At 74.5% G+C, this 21,583-nt stretch carries 17 protein-coding genes; 11 read left to right on the top strand and 6 right to left on the bottom strand.

Annotated features, from left to right (window positions below; genetic code table 11):
• Positions 1–52 precede the first annotated feature (52 nt).
• Positions 53–640, top strand: coding sequence for a carbonic anhydrase (locus WIS52_RS18755; RefSeq protein ID WP_349299575.1), 588 nt, complete (start codon positions 53–55; stop codon positions 638–640).
• On the opposite strand, the gene WIS52_RS18760 is transcribed toward WIS52_RS18755, so the two are convergent.
• Positions 637–1,488, bottom strand: a complete 852-nt coding sequence (locus WIS52_RS18760; protein ID WP_349299576.1) for a class I SAM-dependent methyltransferase — start codon at positions 1,486–1,488, stop codon at positions 637–639. The two genes, WIS52_RS18755 and WIS52_RS18760, sit on opposite strands and share 4 nt — an antisense overlap.
• 267 nt (positions 1,489–1,755) lie before the next feature.
• Between WIS52_RS18760 and rpsA the strand changes: the two genes are divergently transcribed.
• From rpsA to WIS52_RS18785, 5 genes are all read left to right on the top strand, one after another.
• Complete coding sequence (rpsA, locus tag WIS52_RS18765; RefSeq protein ID WP_349299577.1) at positions 1,756–3,258, top strand: 30S ribosomal protein S1; 1,503 nt, start codon at positions 1,756–1,758, stop codon at positions 3,256–3,258.
• Between the two features lie 299 nt (positions 3,259–3,557).
• On the top strand, positions 3,558–4,418 hold the full coding sequence (locus tag WIS52_RS18770) for a hypothetical protein (RefSeq protein WP_349299578.1): 861 nt from the start codon (positions 3,558–3,560) through the stop codon (positions 4,416–4,418).
• A gap of 29 nt (positions 4,419–4,447) precedes the next feature.
• On the top strand, positions 4,448–5,590 hold the full coding sequence (gene coaE, locus WIS52_RS18775; protein WP_349299579.1) for a dephospho-CoA kinase: 1,143 nt from the start codon (positions 4,448–4,450) through the stop codon (positions 5,588–5,590).
• A gap of 202 nt (positions 5,591–5,792) precedes the next feature.
• Entirely contained in the window at positions 5,793–6,551 is a 759-nt protein-coding gene (locus WIS52_RS18780) for an RNA polymerase sigma factor (RefSeq protein WP_349299580.1), read from the top strand.
• A complete protein-coding gene (locus WIS52_RS18785; RefSeq protein ID WP_349299581.1) occupies positions 6,548–7,390 on the top strand; it encodes a hypothetical protein in 843 nt (280 codons plus the stop codon). Before WIS52_RS18780 ends, WIS52_RS18785 begins: the two co-directional genes overlap by 4 nt.
• Positions 7,391–7,494: 104 nt before the next feature.
• Here WIS52_RS18785 and WIS52_RS18790 read toward each other — a convergent pair whose 3' ends face one another.
• Positions 7,495–8,034 carry a ribonuclease FAU-1 family protein gene (locus WIS52_RS18790; protein WP_379610292.1) on the bottom strand — a complete coding sequence of 180 codons (540 nt, stop codon included), beginning with the start codon at positions 8,032–8,034 and terminating at the stop codon, positions 7,495–7,497.
• Positions 8,035–8,103: 69 nt separating this feature from the next.
• On the opposite strand from WIS52_RS18790, the gene uvrB reads away from it, so the two are divergent.
• The 4 genes from uvrB (at position 8,104) to WIS52_RS18810 (ending at position 13,658) form a co-directional block, all read left to right on the top strand.
• Positions 8,104–10,320 (top strand): excinuclease ABC subunit UvrB, encoded by a 2,217-nt coding sequence (gene uvrB, locus WIS52_RS18795; RefSeq protein ID WP_349299583.1) that lies wholly within the window; start codon positions 8,104–8,106, stop codon positions 10,318–10,320.
• 150 nt (positions 10,321–10,470) lie between these two features.
• Complete coding sequence (locus WIS52_RS18800; RefSeq protein ID WP_349299584.1) at positions 10,471–11,745, top strand: glycosyltransferase family 87 protein; 1,275 nt, start codon at positions 10,471–10,473, stop codon at positions 11,743–11,745.
• Positions 11,746–11,801: 56 nt separating this feature from the next.
• Positions 11,802–13,100: a GAF domain-containing protein gene (locus WIS52_RS18805; RefSeq protein ID WP_349299585.1), complete on the top strand. Its 1,299-nt coding sequence runs from the start codon at positions 11,802–11,804 to the stop codon at positions 13,098–13,100.
• A gap of 54 nt (positions 13,101–13,154) precedes the next feature.
• The gene (locus WIS52_RS18810) at positions 13,155–13,658 is read left to right on the top strand and encodes an SDR family oxidoreductase (RefSeq protein WP_349299586.1); all 504 of its coding nucleotides are present in this window, start codon (positions 13,155–13,157) and stop codon (positions 13,656–13,658) included.
• Positions 13,659–13,671: 13 nt separating this feature from the next.
• On the opposite strand, the gene WIS52_RS18815 is transcribed toward WIS52_RS18810, so the two are convergent.
• Both WIS52_RS18815 and WIS52_RS18820 read right to left on the bottom strand, forming a co-directional pair.
• The gene (locus WIS52_RS18815) at positions 13,672–14,574 is read right to left on the bottom strand and encodes an ABC transporter permease (protein ID WP_379610289.1); all 903 of its coding nucleotides are present in this window, start codon (positions 14,572–14,574) and stop codon (positions 13,672–13,674) included.
• On the bottom strand, positions 14,571–17,855 hold the full coding sequence (locus WIS52_RS18820) for an ATP-binding cassette domain-containing protein (RefSeq protein WP_349299587.1): 3,285 nt from the start codon (positions 17,853–17,855) through the stop codon (positions 14,571–14,573). The genes WIS52_RS18815 and WIS52_RS18820 overlap by 4 nt, the downstream gene beginning before the upstream one ends.
• A gap of 181 nt (positions 17,856–18,036) precedes the next feature.
• Here WIS52_RS18820 and WIS52_RS18825 point away from each other — a divergent pair, with 181 nt between their 5' ends.
• Positions 18,037–19,122, top strand: coding sequence for a TerC family protein (locus WIS52_RS18825; RefSeq protein WP_349299588.1), 1,086 nt, complete (start codon positions 18,037–18,039; stop codon positions 19,120–19,122).
• Between the two features lie 9 nt (positions 19,123–19,131).
• Here the strand turns inward: WIS52_RS18825 and WIS52_RS18830 are convergent, their stop codons facing one another.
• Together WIS52_RS18830 and WIS52_RS18835 are read right to left on the bottom strand one after the other, a co-directional pair.
• A complete protein-coding gene (locus WIS52_RS18830) occupies positions 19,132–19,704 on the bottom strand; it encodes a hypothetical protein (protein WP_349299589.1) in 573 nt (190 codons plus the stop codon).
• 40 nt (positions 19,705–19,744) lie between these two features.
• Positions 19,745–21,583 carry an alkyl/aryl-sulfatase gene (locus WIS52_RS18835; RefSeq protein WP_349299590.1) on the bottom strand — a complete coding sequence of 613 codons (1,839 nt, stop codon included), beginning with the start codon at positions 21,581–21,583 and terminating at the stop codon, positions 19,745–19,747.

Below are 21,583 nucleotides of genomic sequence, written 5' to 3' on the forward strand. Positions count from 1 at the left end.
CCACGATCTTGTCGGGGTCGGAGAGCAGCAGGACCAACGGACGGGAACGCGGATGGCGAACGACAGCGGCAGGCCGGCGGCGGAGCAGGTGTGGGCCGAGCTCCTCGAGGGGAACGGGCGCTGGCAGCGCGACGAGCGGGAGTCGCCGCACTGCTCGGCCTCGGCGCGCGAGGCGGCGGTCGCCGGGCAGGCCCCGGCGGCGATGATCCTGTCCTGTGCGGACTCGCGGGTACCCGCCGAGCTCCTGTTCGACCAGGGCGTCGGCGACCTGTTCGTGACCCGGACGGCCGGCCAGGTCGTCGACGACGCGGTGGCCGGGACGCTCGCCTACGGCTCGGGTGCGCTCGGGATCGGGCTGCTGGTGGTGCTCGGGCACTCGCACTGCGGCGCGGTCAAGGCCGCGCTCGGGGTCGCCGCCGGTGGTGAGGAGCCGTTCCCGCCGGCGCTGGCCTCGCTGGTCGGCGCGATCGTTCCGGTCTGCGAGGGTGCCGACCTGCCGACCGCGGTGGACGCCAACGTCCGGCGGATCGTCGCGCAGCTGACCGACCAGCCCGGCCTCGCCGAGGCCGTCGCGGACGGCCGGCTGACGATCGTCGGCGCGCGCTACGACCTGGAGACCGGCGGGGTCGTACAGGTCTAGGCGCCGCGCTTGTGCGTCACGAAGATCGCGGTGCCGGGGAAGAGCTCGCCGCGCAGCGGCGACCACTGGCCCCAGACGCGGTCGTGGCCCTCGGGCCACTCGGGCTCCACCAGGTCGTCGAGCACCAGCCCGGCGGCGACGACGTCGCGGATCCGGTCGCCGATCGTCCGGTGGTGCTCGACGTAGGTGGCCCGGCCCTCGGCGTCGACCTCCAGGTACGGGGTGCGGTCGAAGTAGGACTGGGTCACGGTCAGCCCGGCCGGGCCGGGGTCGTCCGGGAACGCCCAGCGCATCGGGTGGTTGACCGCGAACACCCAGCGGCCGCCGGGCCGCAGCACCCGGTGCACCTCGCGCATGACCCGCTCCGGCTCGGCCACGAACGGGATCGCCCCGAACGCCGAGCAGGCCAGGTCGAACGTGGCGTCGCCGAACGGCAGGTGCTCGGCGCCGGCCTGCACGAGCGGCACGTCGATGCCGGTGGTGCGGTTCTGCGCCGCCGCGTGCCGGAGCATCCCGCCGGAGACGTCGAGCGCCACCGGGTGCGCGCCCTGCGCGGCGAGCCACCGGCTGCACGGCGCCGACCCGGCGCCGACCTCGAGCACCCGCCGCCCGGCGAGCTCCCCGGCCGGGGCGAGCAGCCGGGCGTCGGCCTCGTGCAGGCGCTCCGGGCACCAGACGAACTCGGCGTCGCCGATGTCGGCGCCGTGCTCGGCCAGGTAGTCGTCCGCGTCGGCGTCCCACCAGCGGCGCCCGGCGGTCTCGGACTCGGCGCTGCCGACGGCCCGGCGGGCGAGACCCGCGGTGCCGAGGGCGAGCTCGGCGGAGACGTACTCGTCGCGGCTGCTCATGACCACCCGATCGTCGCAGCGCGGGCGGTTGGTCCTTTTACCGGACCCGCGTTGCCCCGGTGATCCGGCCCCGCGTAGCATGATTCGCGCACTGTGGTCAACGTGGCCGGGCTCCGTCGGAGCCGCTTCCGTGGACCACGGGAATCGACGCCACCTGGTGACTGTTGCAGAAGGAGTTCCACACAGTCACAGCTACACACACCAGAAGCGGTTGCTGCAGCAGCCGCACCGAGACCGCCAGAGAAATCCAACGGAGCACCCCACTACATGTCCACCGACACCACCGCCGCCCCGACCATCCCGCAGGTCGCTATCAACGACATCGGGTCGGAGGAGGACTTCCTCGCCGCCATCGACCTGACGATCAAGTACTTCAACGATGGCGACATCGTCGAAGGCACCATCGTCAAGGTCGACCGTGACGAGGTACTGCTCGACATCGGCTACAAGACCGAGGGCGTCATCCCCTCGCGGGAGCTGTCGATCAAGCACGACGTCGACCCCGCGGAGGTCGTCGAGGTCGGCGAGTTCGTCGAGGCCCTTGTTCTCCAGAAGGAGGACAAGGAGGGCCGGCTGATCCTGTCCAAGAAGCGCGCCCAGTACGAGCGCGCCTGGGGCACGATCGAGGCCCTCAAGGAGGCCGACGAGCCGGTCGAGGGCACCGTGATCGAGGTCGTCAAGGGCGGCCTGATCCTGGACATCGGGCTCCGGGGCTTCCTCCCTGCCTCGCTGGTCGAGATGCGCCGCGTGCGCGACCTGCAGCCGTACGTCGGCCGCAAGATCGAGGCCAAGATCATCGAGCTGGACAAGAACCGCAACAACGTGGTCCTGTCCCGCCGCGCCTGGCTGGAGCAGACCCAGTCCGAGGTCCGCAGCGAGTTCCTCAACCAGCTGCAGCGCGGGCAGGTCCGCAAGGGCGTCGTCTCGTCGGTGGTCAACTTCGGTGCGTTCGTCGACCTCGGCGGTGTCGACGGCCTGGTGCACGTCTCCGAGCTGTCCTGGAAGCACATCGACCACCCGAGCGAGGTCGTCGAGGTCGGCCAGGAGGTCACCGTCGAGGTGCTCGACGTCGACCTGGACCGTGAGCGTGTCTCCCTGTCGCTGAAGGCGACCCAGGAGGACCCGTGGCGGCTCTACGCCCGGACCCACGCGATCGGCCAGATCGTGCCGGGCAAGGTCACCAAGCTGGTGCCGTTCGGCGCGTTCGTCCGCGTCGAGGAGGGCATCGAGGGCCTGGTCCACATCTCCGAGCTGGCCGAGCGCCACGTCGAGGTTCCGGAGCAGGTCGTCCAGGTCGGCGACGACGCGATGGTCAAGGTCATCGACATCGACCTCGACCGGCGCCGCATCTCCCTCTCGTTGAAGCAGGCGAACGAGGGCATGACGACCGAGACCGAGTTCGACCCGACCCGGTACGGCATGGCCGCCGAGTACGACGACCAGGGGAACTACATCTACCCCGAGGGCTTCGACGTCGACTCCGGCGAGTGGAAGGAAGGCTACGACGAGGCCCGCTCGGCCTGGGAGAAGCAGTACGCCGAGGCGCACGCCCGTTACGAGCAGCACATCGGCCAGATCCGCAAGGCCGCCGAGGCCGAGGCGGAGGGTGGCGACGACGCCGCGCCGGCGAACTACTCGTCCGGCGGCGGTGAGGAGCGCGCCTCCTCGTCCTCGTCCTCCTCGGGCGGCGGGCAGGCCGACAGCGGCGGCTCGCTGGCGAGCGACGAGCAGCTCGCCGCGCTGCGGGAGAAGCTCTCCGGCGGAGCCTGATCTCCGCGCCGGCCGGTTCTCCGGCCGGAACCGCATCACACCGGACCCCGGCGACCACTCGGTCGCCGGGGTCCGGCGCGTTCCGGGGCGAGCGCCGACGGCGGCGACGCCGGGGCCCGCGCGGCTCGGTGATCGATCGGTTGCCGCGCACCGGGATTCCACGACCGGGTGAGCACCGGCCGGCCCGGGTCCGGCGTGTCGGTCCGAACGCGCCGCGGGGAGGTCACGAATCGGCTGCGGTCGGTGACGGTCGGGTGGCGTCCGGTGATTCGATCTTCAGATGCTTCTAGATTGGAAGCATGGTCGGCCGCGTCGAGAGCAGCGTCAGCGGAACGGACACCCGCGCGCGCCGGACGCCGTCGGAACGGGCCGGGCGCACCGTCGTCCCCCGCAGCCTTCCCGCGCGCGGCGCCCTGTTCGCCGGGATCGCCCTGGTCACGAGCCTGCTGGCCGGTTGCGGCATCGCCTCCGGGGAGCCCGGGATCGCCGTCCCGACCTTCGCCACCGAGGACCCCGGTTCGGCCGGCGCGGACGCCGAGCCGATCGCGATCGCGCTGCCCACCGACTGCGCGGACCTGATGGACCCCGAGCAGGCCGGCGCGCTGTTCGGCCAGGTGCTCGGGTCGGTCTCGGTCCAGTCGGTCCGCGGCGTCGCCGAGCCCGCGGTGAACCGGACCGAGCGCACGGCCTGCACCTACCGCGCGGGCGGCATGCAGGACGCCGGCGCGCCCGGTGCCCGCAACAGTGGCCCCGTCCTCTACCAGCTCAACATCGGCCGGTACGGCGACACCGCGTCCGCCACCCGGCAGTGGCAGCTCAACACCAACGCCGAGCGCGCGAACGCCATCGGCTCGCGGGACGTCACGGTCGGCTCCGTTGCGGGTGTGCTCATCGAGCGGCCGGACGAGACCACGCTGGCACTGGTCTACGGGGTCGACACGCTGACCTTCGTGCTGCCGGCCGGCGCGCCCGGACAGAGCCGTCCGGCGGGGGAGACCCTGCCGGACCTGGCCCAGCGGATCATCCCGGCACTCACGCCGACCCAGCCTGCCTCCGCGCAGCCGTCGGAGCCGAGCGCGGTGCCGTCCTCCACCCCGGGACCGGCGGAACCCGCTCCGCAGGCCGACCGGGGCCGGGCCGGGGCACCCGGCACCACCTGACCGGTCGCCGGCGCGGCTACGGTGAGCGGGTGCTGCGGACAGGGCTGACCGGAGGAATCGGCGCGGGCAAGTCGACGGTCGCGCGCCGTCTCGTGGAGCGGGGTGCGGTACTCGTCGACTCCGACCGGATCGCGCGCGAGGTCGTCGCGCCCGGCACCGAGGGGCTCGCGGCCGTGGCCGGGGCGTTCGGCGAGCGGGTACTCGGAGCGGACGGCGGGCTGGACCGTCCGGCGCTGGCCGCGATCGTGTTCGGCGACCCGGACGCCCGCGCCACCCTCGACGGCATCGTTCACCCGCTCGTGCGTGCCCGCTCGGGCGAGCTGGTCGCCGCCGCACCGCCGGACGCGATCGTCGTGCAGGACGTCCCGCTGCTCGTCGAGGGGCGGATGGCGCCGTCGTTCCCGCTGGTCGTCGTCGTGGGGGTGGACGCGGAGGAGCGGGTCCGCCGACTCGTCGCGAGCCGGGGGATGGCGGAGGCGGACGCGCGGGCCCGGATCGCCGCACAGGCGACCGACGAGGACCGCCGGGCCGCGGCCGACGTCTGGCTGGACAACTCCGGTGCCGAGGACGCCACCCTCCTGCAGGTCGACGCGCTGTGGGACGAGCGGCTGGTGCCGTTCGAGCAGAACCTGCGGGCCGGCCTGCCGGTCCCGGACGGGCCACCGTCGCTCGTCGGTCCCGACCCCGGCTGGGCGGCGGCCGGCCTGCGGCTGACCGCGCGGGTCGACGCGGCCGCCGGGAGCCTCGGGCGGGGCACCGAGCACATCGGGTCGACCGCGGTGCCGGGGCTGGCCGCCCGGGACGTGCTCGACCTGCAGCTCGGTGTGGAGTCCGGCGCGGACGCCGCGGCGGTGGCCGGTGCGCTCGCTGCCGCCGGGTTCCCCGCGGACCCGGCCGCGGACGCCGACGACCGGGCCGGGACACTGCGGGTGCACCGGTCGGCCGACCCCGGACGACCCGCGGTCGTCGTGCTGCGGGTGCCCGGTTCACCGGCCTGGCGGCACGCGCTGGAGTTCCGGGACCGGTTGCGGGCCGACGCCCGCGCGCGCGACGGTTACGCCGAGCGCAAGCGCGCCGGGGAGGCGCTCTACGACGATGATCCGGACGCCGGCCGCTACTCGGCGCACACGGCGGCCTGGCGGGGTGACCCGTCCGGGGTAACCGAGTCGTGAGCGTCACGCTCTCCGTCACGTCCCGGTGAAGATCCACCCGTTTCTGTAACGCCCTCCGCTCGTTGGTCGATCAGGCGGGAGAGGGAGCACCGATGCTCCGGCTCCGCCGAGGTACGGGCGGGTGTCCACCGGTCGCGGCACGGCCGGCGCGATCTCTCCGGCACCCGGGGTACGGCGACGAGAGGACACGGGGTTGAGCACGGTGACGCAGCGATACGGAGCGGACGGCGACCACGCCGAGTCCGGTCGCGCGGCCGAAGTCCCCCACACGGACTATGGGGCCTACGGATACCCGGGGCGTGCCGGCGACGACCGAGCCGACGAGGAGGCCCCGCCGATCAGCGGCGCGATGGTGCAGCAGCACCGGACGCTGCCGCACGGCGAGCTGCGGGCCGACTTCGGTGCGCACCTGGAGCGGCACTACCCGCGACTCGTCGCCCAGCTCTACGCCATCACCCTGCACCCGCAGGACGCGCACGATGCGGTGCAGGACGCCTACTCGCGGGCCTGGCGCCGGTGGGCCGACCTGCGGCGCCGGGTCGACGACCGCGAGGACGCCGTGGTCGGCTGGGTGCGCCGGGTCGCGATCCGGACCTCGATGCGGGGCCGGATGTGGCGGTTCGGACGGCGGCGCCGCCCGGCCCCGGAGGAGACCGACCCGCGCACCGGCGCGCTGCTCGAGGCGCTGGGCCGGCTGGGCCCGGCCGACCGGCGGGCCGTCGTGCTGCACCACATGGCGGGCCTGAGCACCGGCGAGGTCGCCGCGCTGGAAGGCGTCGCCGAGCAGGTCGTGCGCCAGCGGCTGACCCGGGGGCGGGAGATCGTCACCGAGGGCATGGCCGAGGTGCTGGAGGAGATCGTGGGTCCGCCGGGGGGTCCGGCGGCCTGGGACGGTGGTCCGTACCCGGACGGTGGCCACGAGCTGCCGGGGGACCGCACCGTCGAGGGGGGACGGGCATGACACGCTTCGAGGACATCGACCGGGAGTTCCACCGGCTGGACGACGTGCTGGCCGCGGCGGTACCGCTGCCGGCCGTGGACGACGTGATCGGCCGTGCGGCCGGCGCCCGGCGCGCCACCTCCGCGGCCGCGGCCGCCGTGCTGACCGTCGGCTCGCTGGGCGGCATCACCGCGGTGGCGACCGCGGCCGCGCCGGACGGCAGCTTCGTCGGCCCGCCGTTCGCGATCGCCTCCCCGGGGTCGGCGACCCCGGCCCCCGAGCACGTCGTCCCCGGTGCGCCGGGCAGCACCGAGCCGGCCGGGGACGGGCTGCCGCCGGCGTTCGACCCGAGTACCGCGGCGTCCGAGGGCGGCGCGGTGGGCGGTGCGGCCGACGGGTCCGCGCCGGCACCGGGCACCCCGGGAGCCCCGGGCGGTCCGGCGCTCCCGCCGCCGGCCGGCGGTGGCGGCGGGGTCCCCCCGACGGCCCCGCCCACCTCGTCGCCGGGCAACGGTGGCGGTGGCGGTGGCGGCACCTCCCCGACGAATCCGGGAGGCGGCGAGGGGACGCCGGACCCGACGACCCCACCGAAGCCGACCGACCCGCCGACGACGACCGAGCCGCCGGAGACGACGGACCCGCCGGAGACCACCGACCCGCCGGAGACCTCGACGCCCGGTGGGGGCGAGGGGTCCGAGGACCCGTCGACGCCTCCGTCGACCAGCAACTCGGCCGCGCCCCCGACCTCGTCGACGACCCCCACGTCGTCCACCCCGGCGGACCCGCCCAGCTCGAGCGAGTCGGCCTCGCCGTCGTCGAGCGCCGTCGGGAACGGCCCGAGCAAGCACCAGGCTCTCTGACCCGCTCCGCCGCCCACCCCGCGGCGCCCCGGTGAGGGGCAGCCCAGCGCTGTTCGATCCTGTCCCGGCAGCCCTCGTGTGCCCCTCGGAACCCGTGACCGCGCTCAGCGGGGCCCGGTGAGGTCGGCCGGCGGGGCCGGCTCCGCCCGGGGGCCCGGGTCGATCCCGAGCGAGTCCAGCCAGGCGAGGTGGTCGTGGCCGTGCCGGGCGAGCCCGTCCAGCACGGCGTGCGAGCGCTCCAGCGCGTACTCGGCGAGGCGCGGTTCCAGCAGGCCCTGCCCGACGGCGGCGACGAACTCGTCGGCGTCGAGCAGCTCGGTCTCCCGGCCGGTGCGCACCACCAGGTCCAGGTAGAGGTCGGTCATCCGCAGCACCCGGCCGTCCCGCTCGATCGCGGCGATGTCGACGTACATGTCCTGGTCCCGCTCGTGGCCCGGTCGCCAGCGCCAGTCGGACAGGCAGACCCCCAGCTCGGGCAGCACCCACACCTCGATCCACCAGGCGTTCGGCCGGCCGACGACCGGCCGGGACAGGTAGAGCCCCCACGGCTCCTCGCGGAGCGCCACCACCTCGCGGCGGGTGCCCTTGGTGTCGATCTGGACGCGCGCGCCGGGGTCGAAGATCTGCGTCTTGGGTGGGTGCACGCCGGCCATCCTGCCCTGCCGGCACCCGTGCGACGGGAAACTGTCGGGGGTCGCTCGTACCCTGGTGTCATGGCATTCGCGACCGAGGTCCCGGGCTCCGCGGCGGACGAGCACACGCACCCGGATGCGGGTACGACGCCGACGGACACCCCGCTCGCGCACTCCGAGCACCGCCCGGTCGGCGAGATCGAGCGCCGGGACGGCACGTTCCGGGTCGTCAGCGACCACCAGCCGGCCGGTGACCAGCCGACCGCCATCGCCGATCTCGACACCCGGCTCCGCAAGGGTGAGCAGGACATCGTGCTGATGGGTGCCACGGGTACCGGTAAGTCGGCGACGACGGCGTGGCTGATCGAGCAGCAGCAGCGGCCGACACTGGTGATGGCGCCGAACAAGACCCTGGCCGCGCAGCTGGCCAACGAGCTGCGGGAGATGCTGCCGCACAACGCGGTCGAGTACTTCGTCTCGTACTACGACTACTACCAGCCCGAGGCCTACATCGCGCAGACCGACACCTACATCGAGAAGGACAGCTCGATCAACGACGACGTCGAGCGGCTCCGGCACTCGGCCACGATGAACCTGCTGTCCCGGCGCGACGTCGTCGTGGTCGCCTCGGTGTCCTGCATCTACGGCCTGGGCACGCCGCAGTCCTACCTGGACCGGTCGGTGGCGTTGAAGGTCGGCGAGGAGGTCGAGCGCGACCGGCTGCTCCGGCTGCTCGTCGACATCCAGTACACCCGTAACGACGTCTCGTTCACCCGGGGCACCTTCCGGGTCCGCGGGGACACCGTCGAGATCATCCCGGCGTACGAGGAGCTGGCGCTGCGGATCGAGTTCTTCGGCGACGAGATCGAGGCGCTCTACCACCTCAACCCGCTCACCGGGGACACGGTCGAGCAGGTCGACGAGATCCGGATCTTCCCCGCGACGCACTACGTCGCCGGCCCGGACCGGATGGAACGCGCCGTCCGGGACATCGAGGCCGAGCTGGAGACCCGGCTCGAGCAGCTGGAGAACCAGGGCAAGCTGCTGGAGGCCCAGCGGCTGCGGATGCGCACCCAGTACGACGTCGAGATGATCCGCCAGGTCGGGTTCTGCTCGGGCATCGAGAACTACTCCCGGCACATCGACGGCCGCGCTGGCGGTACCGCCCCGGCGACGCTGATCGACTACTTCCCGGACGACTTCCTGCTGGTCATCGACGAGTCGCACGTGACGGTGCCGCAGATCGGCGGCATGTACGAGGGCGACATGTCCCGCAAGCGCAACCTCGTCGAGTACGGGTTCCGGCTGCCGTCCGCGGTGGACAACCGGCCGCTGACCTGGGAGGAGTTCGCCGACCGGATCGGGCAGACCGTGTACCTGTCGGCGACCCCGGGACCCTACGAGCTCAACCGCACCGGCGGCGAGTTCGTGGAGCAGGTCATCCGTCCGACCGGGCTGGTCGACCCCGAGGTCGTCGTGAAGCCGACCAAGGGCCAGATCGACGACCTGGTCGCCGAGATCCGCGAGCGGACCGACAAGGACGAGCGGGTCCTGGTCACCACGCTGACCAAGAAGATGGCCGAGGACCTCACCGACTACCTGCTCGAGCTCGGGATCAAGGTCCGCTACCTGCACTCCGAGGTCGACACCCTGCGCCGGGTCGAGCTGCTGCGCCAGCTGCGTTCCGGTGAGTACGACGTGCTGGTCGGCATCAACCTGCTGCGCGAGGGCCTCGACCTGCCCGAGGTGTCGCTGGTCGCGATCCTCGACGCGGACAAGGAGGGCTTCCTGCGCTCGGGGACCTCGCTGATCCAGACGATCGGCCGCGCGGCGCGGAACGTGTCCGGGCAGGTGCACATGTACGCCGACAAGGTCACCGACTCGATGCGGTACGCGATCGACGAGACCGACCGGCGCCGCGCCAAGCAGGTCGCCTACAACACCGAGCGCGGGATCGACCCGCAGCCGCTGCGCCGGCGCATCGCCGACATCCTCGACCAGGTCTACCGGGAGGCCGAGGACACCGAGTCGGTGCCGGTCGGCGGGTCCGGCCGCAACGCCTCGCGCGGAAAGCGGGCCGCGGGTGAGGCAGGACGGTCGGGCAGCTCCGGTGTGGCCGCGGGCAAGGACACCGCCGGGATGCCGCGCGCCGAGCTCGCCGACCTGATTCAGCAGCTCAACGACCAGATGCTGACCGCCGCCCGCGACCTGCAGTTCGAGCTGGCGGCGCGGCTGCGCGACGAGATCTCCGACCTCAAGAAGGAGCTGCGGGGGATGGACGCGGCCGGCGTCTCCTAGCCGGTGTCGCGGCCCGGGGTGCAGCCCGGGCCGTGCGCGGCGCGGTGCTCCGGTCCCGCTACGGTTGTCCACCGTTCCGCCCGCCGCACCCCGGCGGGCGCAGTCCGATCCTGCCCGGCCCCGGGCCCGACGCGCAGCGAAGGAGCCCGCGTGACCGCCATCCGCACGACGCCCGACCCGGACGTGCCCGCCGGCACCGGCCTGGTGCCCCGGCTCCGGTCGGTCGCGACGTCCTACGCGACGCTGGTGCTGACGGTCCCGCTGCTGCTGATGTCGCTGTACTGGTCCTGGTTCCGGTTGCGCGGCTACGCGCTGGACCTCGACATCTACCGGATCGGCGTCGACGTCTGGCTGGCCGGCGGCGACATGTACGGCGAGCTGCCGCCGCCGCTGCACGGCCCGGTGCTGCCCTTCATCTACCCGGTGTTCGCGGCGATCACGATGGTGCCGCTGGCCGTCGTGTCCTACCCGGCGGCGTTCCTCGCCCAGTTCGTCGCGTCGGTCGGCTCGCTCGTGGTGTGCGTCGTGCTCGCGATCCGGGTCGCCTGGCCGGCCGGGGGAGCGCGCGGCGTCGTCGTGCTGACGGTGCCCGTGGTCGCCGCGGCATTGCTGATGGAACCCGTCGCGCAGACCTTCGCCTTCGGCCAGATCAACCTGGTGCTGATGCTGCTGGTGCTCGTCGACTGCCTGGCCCCGCGGACGCTGTGGCCGCGCGGGATGCTGCTCGGCCTCGCCGCGGCGATCAAGCTGACCCCCGCCGGGTTCGTGCTGTTCTTCCTGGTTCGCCGGGACTGGAAGGCGGCGGTGGTCGCCGTCATCACCGGGGTCGTCGCCACCGGCATCGGCTTCGTGGTCGACCCGGCGTCGTCCTACCGGTACTGGTTCGTGGGCGGTCCGGCGGCCGGGGTCAGCGGGTCGACGTTCTTCTCGAACGCGACCGTGCAGGCCGTGCTGGCCCGCCAGGAGGTCCCGGAGCCCTGGTTCACCGTGCTGTGGCTGGTGATCGTCGCGGTGCTGCTGGCGCTCGCGGTGCCGCTGATCCGGCGCAGCGAGCCGGTGATCGCGCTGTCGGCGACGGCCGCGGTGTGCCTGCTGGCCACTCCCACCGCCTGGTCGCACCACTGGGTGTGGGTGGTGCCGGCGCTGATCGGCATCGCGGCGCACGCGGCGCGGTACCGGTCGATCGCCTGGGCGGCGGTCGGTGCCGTGATCGCGACGATCTTCTTCGTCGCGCCGTTCCGGTGGATGCCGAACGTGTGGGGCGTCGAGGTGCGCTGGAGCCTGTTCGAGCAGTTCCTCGGCGCCAGCTACGTCATCCCCGGCACCCTCGCTCTCGCCCTCGGCTGCTGGTACGTCACCCGCGGCGCGGGACGCCCCGGCGGGCCGCGGGCGCCCGAACCCGGCCGGCTGCGCGTCGGCGGCTGAGGCAGGGCGTGGCGCTGCTCACGGAGCAGCGCCTAACCTGATCCACGGGAGGTGCCGTGGAGTCGTCCGACAGCGCCGACGGTGTGCGCGACGGCCGGGAGCAGGCGGGTGTCTGCGCGGTCCGGCCCGGCACCGACCTCGGCCGACACGCCCGCATGCTGGCCCGGGTGCACGACGCGCACCTCTCCGGCGACCCGGCCCCCGCCCAGGCACGGCGGCTGGTCACCCGCTCCTGGTGGCGGGCGCGCGCCCAGGGCGTCGATCCCGACGCGGCCGACCCGCGCGGCCCGCTGGGCGTCGCCGAGGTCGAGAAGCGGCGCGCCGGGTCCCCGCTCGCGGCCGTGCTGCCGACGCTCCGGTCGGCGCTGACGTCGGTGGCCGAGGACGCCCGGCACGTCATGGTCGTCTCCGATGCCGACGGCGTCCTGCTCTGGCGGGAAGGGGCGACCGCGGTGCGCCGGCGGGCCGACGGGCTCGGGTTCACCGAGGGGGCGGACTGGTCCGAGGCGTCGGTCGGCACCAACGCGATCGGCACCGCCCTCGCCGAGGACGGACCCGTCCAGATCTTCTCCGCCGAGCACTTCGTCCGCAGCCACCACCACTGGACCTGCACCGCCTCCCCGGTGCACGACCCCCGCAGCGGGGAGCTGCTCGGCGTCGTCGACCTGTCCGGGCCGGCCGAGACGATCCACCCGACCACCGTCGCCCTGGTGCACACCGCAGTCCGGCTCGCCGAGGCCGGACTGTGGCGGCGGCACGAGGCACGCCTCGACGCGCTGCGCACCATCGGCGCGCCGATGCTCGCCGGCTCGCCCGGCCCCGGACTCGTCGTCGACGACCACGGCTGGGTCGCTGCCGCCAGCGGTCTGCCGCCGGTGGAGCGGGTCGGCGCCCCGTCGGCGGACCGGCTGCTGGCCGTGCACGGTCTCGGGGCCTGCCGGCCCGAGCCGGTCCCGGGCGGCTGGCTGCTGAGACCCGCCGACGCCGGCGGGCGGGTCCGGATGCGGCTGGGCCTCGACCTCGACGGCCGCCCGCCGCGGGCGATCGTCGACGGCAGCACCCGGTGGGTGCACCCGCTCTCCACCCGGCACGCCGAGGTCCTGGTGCTGCTCGCTCGCGCCGGGGAGGCCGGCCTGGACGCCGCCGCGCTCTCGACCGGGCTGTACGGCGACCGCGACCACCTGGTCACGGTCCGCGCCGAGATGTCCCGGTTGCGCCGCCGTCTCGGCGGGATCCTGCTGGCCCGCCCCTACCGCATCGCCCCCGACGTGGAGATCGACATGGCCGGGCTCGGGAGCAGCCGGATCGTGCGGGACTCCGCGGCGCCGGGCGTCGCCGCCCTCCGCGGCGCCTGACCCGGGCGTACCTCACCCTCGCCGCGCCGGCCGGCTCGATCGCACACCGCCGGGATGCGTCTCAGCGGGCGGCCCCCGGAGACCCATGACTCCGCCGGGGCGTGCGCCTGGGGCCCGGCGTGTCGCAACGCGGCTGCAACGGTTGTCCGGATCGGTCGCCGGGAGCACCGTGCGAGACGACCCGGGACGACCCGGGTCGGTGGGACCGCCGCGCACTCCGGATTCGAGCTGCTCGGGCACTACTCGGCGACGAAGTTCGCCGTCCGCGCGATCACCCAGGCCGCGGCGAAGGAGCTCGCCCCGCACCGGATCACCGTCAACGCCTACTGCCCGGGGATCGTCGGCACCGACATGTGGGAGCTCATCGACGAGCAGATGGGCGCCCGCACCGGAGCCGCGAAGGGCGAGACCCTGAAGCGCTACGTCGAGTCCATCCCGCTCGGCCGGGTGCAGACGCCCGACGACGTCGCGGCCTTCGTCTCCTACCTCGCCGGGCCGGACTCCGACTACATGACCGGTCAGGCCGCCCTCATCGACGGCGGCGTCGTGATGGTCTGATCCCGGCCCCGGGTCAGCTCGTGATGTCCTTGCGGGTGAACCGCCACGCCGCGGCGGCGCCGAAGACCGTCGCGTAGCAGACCGCCGAGAACACGCCGTAGGTCATGTCCGCCCAGTCGACGTCGGTGGCGAGCAGCGCCGACCAGGCGTCGGAGTAGTGGGTGGGCAGGAAGTCCCGGATGACGCCGAGCTCGGTGATCTGGTCCAGGATCTGCGAGACGATCGAGGCCATGACCGCGCCACCGACGGCCCCCAGCGGGGCGTCGGTGCTGACCGAGAGCAGCAGCGCCAGCGCGGCCACCCAGCTCAGCTGCACGATCACGTAGACCGCGCCGAGCATCACCCGGCCCGCCGCCGACCAGAACGGCAGCGACTCGCCGATCGGGGACACCAGGTCCCCGGTGCCGTAGGCGAGCGCACCGACCAGCAACGCCACGACCGGGAGCAGCAGCAGCGCGGCCGCGGCCAGCGCGGAGGCGACGATCGCCTTCTGCCGCAGCAGCCGGGCCCGCGGCACCGGGACGGCGAGCAGGTAGCGCAACGACGACCAGGACGCCTCGGACGCCACCGTGTCGCCGAAGAACAGCGCCACCAGCACGACGAGCAGGAAGTTCGCCGAGGCGAACAACGTGAACACCGCGAAGTTGGCGGCGCTGCCCGACGCGAGGTCGACCAGGCTCGGGCCGCTGGAGCCGCCGTCGTCGCCGCCGCCCAGCGAGAACGCCGCCCAGAGGATCACCGGCATCGCGGCGACCAGCGCGAACGCCACCTGGGTGCGGCGGCGCCGGAGCTGGCGCACCAGCTCGGTGCGCAGCGGCAGCGTCCGGCCGGGGACGGCCGGGGGAGCAGCGCCGCCGTCGACGAGCGCGCCGACGTGCCCGCGCCGGGTCGAGAGCTGGCGGTCCTGGGTGCTCACTGCGATCCTCCGCTCACGCCCGGGCCGGAGCTCACGTCCCGGCCCTCCGGGCCCACCAGTTCCAGGAAGGCGTCCTCCAGCCGTCCGCGGGCCCCGGCCGCACTGACCGCGACCCCCGCACCGACCAGCGCGGCGACCGCGTCGGCCCGGGCGGTGCCGTCCAGGTGCGCGTGCACCACGCCGGGCTCGTCGGAGGTCACGACGTCCGTCACGCCGTCCAGCGCGGCCAGCACCTCGGCCGCGCGGCCGGGGGAGTCGACGGTGAACGACGACCCGCCGCCGGACGCGGTCAGCTCGGCCACCGTGCCGGACGCGACGACCGTGCCGCGGTGCATCACGACGACGTCGGTGCAGGTCTGCTCGACCTCCGCCAGCAGGTGGCTGGACACCAGCACGGTCCGCCCACCGGAGGCGTAGCGGCGCAGCAGCTCCCGCATCGCATGGATCTGCGGCGGGTCGAGCCCGTTGGTCGGCTCGTCGAGGATCAGCAGCTCCGGCAGGCCCAGCATCGCCTGGGCGATCGCCAGCCGCTGCCGCATACCCTGCGAGTAGGTGCCGACCTTGCGGTGCAACGACTCGCCGAGCCCGGCGATCTCCAGTGCCTCGTCCATCCGGGCCTGCTCCATCGGCCGGCCGGTGGCCTGCCAGTAGAGCCGCAGGTTCTCGGCGCCGGACAGGTGCGGCAGGAACCCTGGTCCCTCGACGAAGGCTCCGATCCGGGACAGCACCGCGGCGCCGGGCCGGATCGGCCGGCCGAAGGCCCGCAGCTCCCCGGACGTCGGCGCGATCAGCCCCATCAGCATCCGCAGCACGGTGGTCTTCCCGGCCCCGTTCGGCCCCAGCAGCCCCAGCACGGCGCCGCGCGGCACGGTGAAGGACACCTCGGACACCGCGCGGAACCCGCCCCGGTAGGTCTTGGCGAGGCCCGCCACGACGAGCGGTGGCTCGTCGCCGCCGCCGTCCGGAGGTGCCGCGGTCGCCCCGGTCACCGCGTCCGGGTCGGCCCGGCGCGACCGGGCCCGGGCGAGCAGCCACAGCAGCAGCGCCGCGGCCAGCACCCCGGCGGTGCCCAGGACCGGCCACAGCGGCACCGTGCCCGCGGTCTCGCTGCTGCCCGGGACCTGCGGGACGCTCAGCACACCCTCGCCCGCTCCGGCCCCGCCGGCCAGCCCGACCCGCCACACGGCCGGCTCGGTGCCGGAGTCGAAACCCTGGTCGGTGGTGGCGAGCTGGACCGCCAGCCGGCTGCCGGCCGTCACCGGGGCCACCACGGCCGGCAGCGTCACGGTGACCTCGGCCGGACTCCCGTCCCCCGGGACGGCGACCCGGATCGGGGCCACGGCGTTGCCGAGCAGGGTGGCGCGCCCGTCGGAGGACAGCGCGGTGAGCGACGCGAACAGCACCGCGTCGTCCGGCGCCGGCTGGCCCGGCACCCGCGCGACCTGCACGGTGATCCGGGACGCGCCCGAGGGCTGCATCGGCTCGGCCACCGGCTCCGAGACGAACCGGGCCGACTGACCCGGCGCGGCGAGGGCGGACAGCGAGCCGAGGGACCCCAGCGAACCCAGCGCGGAGCCGAGTCCGGGCAGCGAGGTGATGGCCGACGGGTTCCCGCCGGCCGGGTGCACGACGACCTGTTCCGGCCCGGCCAGCGGCACCGGGGTCGTGGGGGTCCCGGCGGTGCCGCCGGTCGCCGACGCGCCCGCGCTCCCGTCGGCGGCGCCGAGCCCGGGGTAGGAGTCGGCGAGCACGGTGCGGCCGGTGGGGGTGTCGCCGCGGGTGCGGACGTTGCTGCGCACCTGGTAGGAGAACGGGGCCTCGGCCAGCGCACCGGTGGTGCCGTCCGCGGCGGGCGTGCCCCGCAGGTGCTGGTCGAACCAGTCGCCGATCCGGGCCCGGACTCCGGAGTCGGGTGCACCCCCGTCGTGCCCGCCGGCGAACCACAGCACCGAGACCGGGGTGCCGTTCGCGGCGATCTCGCGGGCGTTCGCGTCGGCCTGGTCGAGCCCGAACAGCGTGTCCTGCTCACCCTGCACGAGCAGGGTCGGGGCGGTGATCCGGTCGGTGACCGTCGACGGGGAGGAGCGGCGCAGCAGCTCGGCCAGGTCGGGGGAGACCCGGCCGGTGGTGGCGGCCTCGGTGTAGGCCGCGCAGATCTCGGTGGAGAACCGGCCGCAGGTCAGCGGGGCCGCCGGGGCCGCCGGGTCCTGGACGGCCGGGGCGCCGGGGGCGGCGACGTCCGGCTGCCCGCCGGGTGCGCCGGGTGCCCGCAGCTCCTGACCCGTGGCGGCGCCGACGCCCACCGAGGCGGTGGCGGCCGTCCCGGCACCGCCGTTCGTGGTGCCGCCGGTCCCGGCGTCTCCGCGGGCGCCGTCGGGCCCCGTGCCGCCGGGCGTGCCGCCGTCGGGTCCGGCGCCCTGGGCCCCGCCGCCCTCGAGCGAGGAGTCGCCGGCGCCCCCGGTCCCGGCGTCTCCGGAGCCCGCACCGCCCCCACCGAACCCGCCGGCCCCGCCGCCCGCACCGGCCGCGCCGCCGTCGTCGCCCGGGGTGGGGCCGCCCTCGCCGGCGACGCTGCCGCCGGACCCGAAGAAGACCCCCGCCCAGCCCCGCTTGAAGACCCCGTCCGGTGCGTCCGCCGCGCGGGCCGGGGTGTCGTCCGGGAGCGCGGTCCCCGCCGGGACCGCGTTGTTCGGGAACAGCGCCTGCCCCAGGTCGTTCCAGGTGATCACCGGCGCGATCGTGTCGACCCGCTGGTCGTACCCCGCGACGAGCAGGGCCAGCGCACCGCCGTAGGAGGCGCCGGTGACCCCGACCCGCGGGTCGTCGGGACCGTCGCGCTGCACCTCCGGCAGCCGGCCCAGCCGGTCGATCAGCCGGGACGCGTCGGCGACCTCGCGGTCCGGGTCGTCGAGCCCGATGTCACCGCCGGAGGCGCCGAAGCCGCGCGCGGTCCAGGTCTGCACGACGTAGCCGCGGGCGGCGAGCTCGCGGGCGTCGCCGTCGACACTCTGCTTGCTGCCCCCGAACCCGTGCGCGACGAGCAGCGCCGGCGCGGGCGTCTCCGGGGTCGCCGACGCCGGCACGTACAGGCTCGTGTCCAGCTCCAGCGTGCCCGGGTCGCCCGGACCGGCGGGCACCGCGACCCGCTCCTCGGTGACGGCGACCGCGCCGCCGTCGTCGCCGGTGGCCGCGGCCGCGGCGGGCGCGAGCGAGACCAGCAGCCCGGTGACGAGCAGCGCGATCAGCGGGCCGGCGGCCCGGCGGGCGAGGGGGAGGTGCACGGTTCCGAAACTACGCAGCGCGGCCGATCCGCGCCGCCGCGCCCTCCGTGACGGGGACCCCATCGATCGGGTACCGGTCCGCGCTCCGGCTCGCCGTGAAACGGTTGCGGGGGGACACTGCTCGTGAACCGCACGGGAGGGAACCCGGGCCGATCGCCGCGGCCCGGTCTGGAGGAAGTGTGTGAACGTCCCGCCGTGGGTCTGGCTCCTCACGATCGGCGGCCTGGTCGCGGTCATCGGCGTCGACCTGTTCCTCAGCGACCGCCGTCCGCACGCCCCCACGCTCGGCGAGGTCACCCGCTGGGTGATCTTCTACATCGGACTCGCGGTGGCGTTCGGCGGCGCTGTCTGGCTGCTCGCCGGGGCCGGCTACGCCGGTGAGTTCTACGCCGGCTACCTCACCGAGTACTCGCTGTCGGTGGACAACCTGTTCGTCTTCCTGATCATCATGTCGGCGTTCAAGGTGCCGCTCGCGCACCAGCACCGGGTGCTGCTGGTCGGCATCGTGATCGCGCTGGTGCTGCGCGGCGCCTTCATCGCGGCCGGCGCGGCGGTGATCGAGCGGTTCAGCTGGGTCTTCTACCTGTTCGCCGCGTTCCTGGTCTACACCGCGGTCTCGCTGGTGCGCGGGGCGGTCTCCGGCGACGACGAGCAGTGGGAGGAGGGCCGGGTCCTGCGCTGGGTCCGGAAGGTCTTCCCGGTCACCGACTCCTACCACGGCGCGAAGACCGTCGTCCGGATCGACGGCAGGCGGATGCTCACCCCGATGCTCGTCGTGATGATCGCGATCGGGACGACCGACGTGATGTTCGCCCTCGACTCGATCCCGGCGATCTTCGGGCTCACCCAGGAGGCCTACCTGGTCTTCACCGCGAACGCGTTCGCGCTGATGGGACTGCGCCAGCTCTACTTCCTGCTCGGCGGGCTGCTGCGCAAGCTGGTGTTCCTGTCCTACGGGCTCGCGGTGCTGCTCGCCTTCATCGGCGTGAAGCTGGCGCTGGAGGCGTTGCACGCCAACGAGCTGCCCTTCGTCAACGGCGGCGAACCGGTCCCGGTGCCGACCGTGGGGATCGCGCTGTCCCTGACGGTGATCGTCGGCGTGCTGGTGGTGACGACGGCCGCGAGCCTGATCGCGGTCCGCCTCCGGCCGGAGCTGGCCGAGCGGGGCAGCGGGATCACCCCGCCGTCGCTGGCGCGCAGCAGGCAGGAGGCGGAGCGGCTCGTGACCGACGACGCGCGCGCCGACGTCCCGCCCGAGCGGGAGTAGCGCGCCCGGTCAGGCCCCTCGCGCCCGGACCGGCCGCCGCGGCCGGCGCTGGACCGCCCACCCGGCGGCGGCCAGGACGACCCAGACCACCGCGGTGACGGCCACCTGCCATCCCGGCAGCGGCTGCCGGAGGAAGTCCAGTGCCGCCGGGAACGTCCGGGCCAGCCCGCTGAGCGTCAGTGCGGCACCGGCGAGCGCGCACACGGCGGCCGGCGCGGTACGGCGGAAGCGGCGGGTCACCAGGGCGCCGATGACCGCGGTGGCGGCCACGAAGAGGAGCACCAGCAGCACGCTGCGGTCCACCGGCTGCAGCAGCCCGAAGATCTTCGCGCCGACCACCGCGCCGGCCAGCCCGCCGATCGCGAGCAGCGCGACCTTGAAGACCACCCGGGCGAGCAGCCACGACCCGGCCGCCACGGCGACCCCGACGAGCACCGCGGTGCCGAACGACGCGTCGTACGGCTCGGTCAGCAGCCAGCCCACCGCGAACCCGGACGCCAGCAGCGCCAGGTCCACCGAACGGCCGCCCGCGAGGCACAGCACCAGCCCGACGACCAGTACCCCGAGTCCGGTCGGGTCCACGTGCCACCTCCACTTCCGGTCAGGTCCGCTCCACGTCCGGTCAGGGTGTGACGATCGCGAATTCCGGATCCGGTTCGTCGAGCGCACCGCGCAGCGTGTCCAGGGCGCCGGCGTCGCCGTCGATCACCGGTCCGTCCGCGCGGGGCGCACCGCCGACGAGCGCCAGGAGGTCCGCCCGGCTGATCCGGATGCGGGCGTCCGGGACGTCGCGGCCGGTGCCCGGGCCGTGCACGAGCACCCCGTTGCGGAGCCGGGTCCAGTACCGCTGCTCGCCCGCGGGCCCGGTGACGGTCCAGTCGATCGCGCTGCGCGCCGCCGCCGCGCGCGGTCCGTCGACCCGGACGGCGAGGCTGTCGAACAGCTCGCCGAGCCCGAGGCCCGCGAGCAGGTCGGGCGACGCGGTGACCGTCGCGGTCCCGGCGGACCCGCCGCGCAGCTCGGCCGCCCCGCTGAGATAGAAGTTGCGCCAGGTGGCGTTCTCGGCGCCGAACGCGAGCTGGTCGAACGTCGCCGCCTGCAGCTCGCGGGCTTCCGCGTTCCCGGGGTCGGCGAAGACGAGGTGGCCGAGCAGCTCGGCCGCCCAGCGCAGGTCACGGTCGTCGTACGCCCGGCGGGCGACGGCGATCAGCTTCTCCGGCCCGCCGATCGCGTCGACGTAGCGGCGTCCCGCCGCCTCCGGCGGGTGCTGCCAGAGGTGCGCGGGGTTGCCGTCGAACCAGCCCATGTAGCGCTGGTAGACCGCCTTGACGTTGTGGCTGAACGAGCCGTAGTAGCCGTGCGTGTGCCAGGCCGCGTCGAGCGCCGGTGGCGGGGTGAGCAGCTCGGCGATCTCGATGCCGGTGCAGCCCTGGTTGATCAGCCGCAGCGTCTGGTCGTGCAGGTAGGCGTAGAGGTCACGCTGCTCGGACAGCAGCCGCTCGATGCGGTCGGCGCCCCAGGTGGGCCAGTGGTGCGAGGCGAACTCGACGTCGGCCCGGTCGGCGAACAACGCGATCGCCTCGGTGAGGTACCGAGCCCACAGGTGCGGGTCGCGGACCACGGCGCCGCGCAGCGTGAGCAGGTTGTGCAGGGTGTGTGTGGCGTTCTCGGCCATGCACAGCGCCCGGTGCGTCGGCAGCAGGAAGTTCATCTCGGCGGGCGCCTCGGTGCCCGGGGTCAGCTGGAAGACCATCCGGACGCCGTCGACGACCTCCTCCTGGCCGGTATGGACGACGTCGACGGTCGGCGGGACCATGGTGACGGTCCCGGTGGAGGTGGTCATGCCCAGCCCGGCCCCCACCTGGCCGGTCGGGCCGATCGGCAGCGCCGCGCCGTACATGTACGTCGCCCGCCGTCCCATCCCGGTCCCGGCGTAGACGTTCTCGGCCACCGCGTGCTCGACGAAGCCCGCGGGGGCGACGACCGGGACGCCGTGGGCCGGGTCGTCCCCGGTCAGCACGCCGCGGGCGCCGCCGAAGTGGTCGACGTGGCAGTGCGTGTAGATCAGCCCGGTGACGGGCCGGTCGCCGCGGTGCGCGCGGTACAGCTCCAGCGCCGCGGCCGCGGTCTCGGTGGAGATCAGCGGGTCGACCACGACGACGCCGCGGTCGCCCTCGATCAGCGTCATGTTCGACAGGTCGAACCCGCGGACCTGGTAGATCCCCTCGGTGACCTGGTAGAGCCCGTGCAGCGCGACGAGCCGGGCCTGCCGCCACAGGCTCGGGTGGACCGTGTCCGGGCGGGGCCCGTCGAGCAGCGGGGTCCAGGCGTCCGCGTCCCACACCACCCGCCCGTCGGCGGCGTGCACCACGGCGGGTGACCGGGTGCCGACGAAGCCGCGGCGCGCGTCCGCGACGTCGTCCTCGTCGTCGGTGCCGGGTGTCGCGGTCGTCGGGCGCAC

Source organism: Pseudonocardia nematodicida (assembly GCF_040105385.1).
Taxonomy (GTDB): Bacteria; Actinomycetota; Actinomycetes; order Mycobacteriales; family Pseudonocardiaceae; genus Pseudonocardia; species Pseudonocardia nematodicida.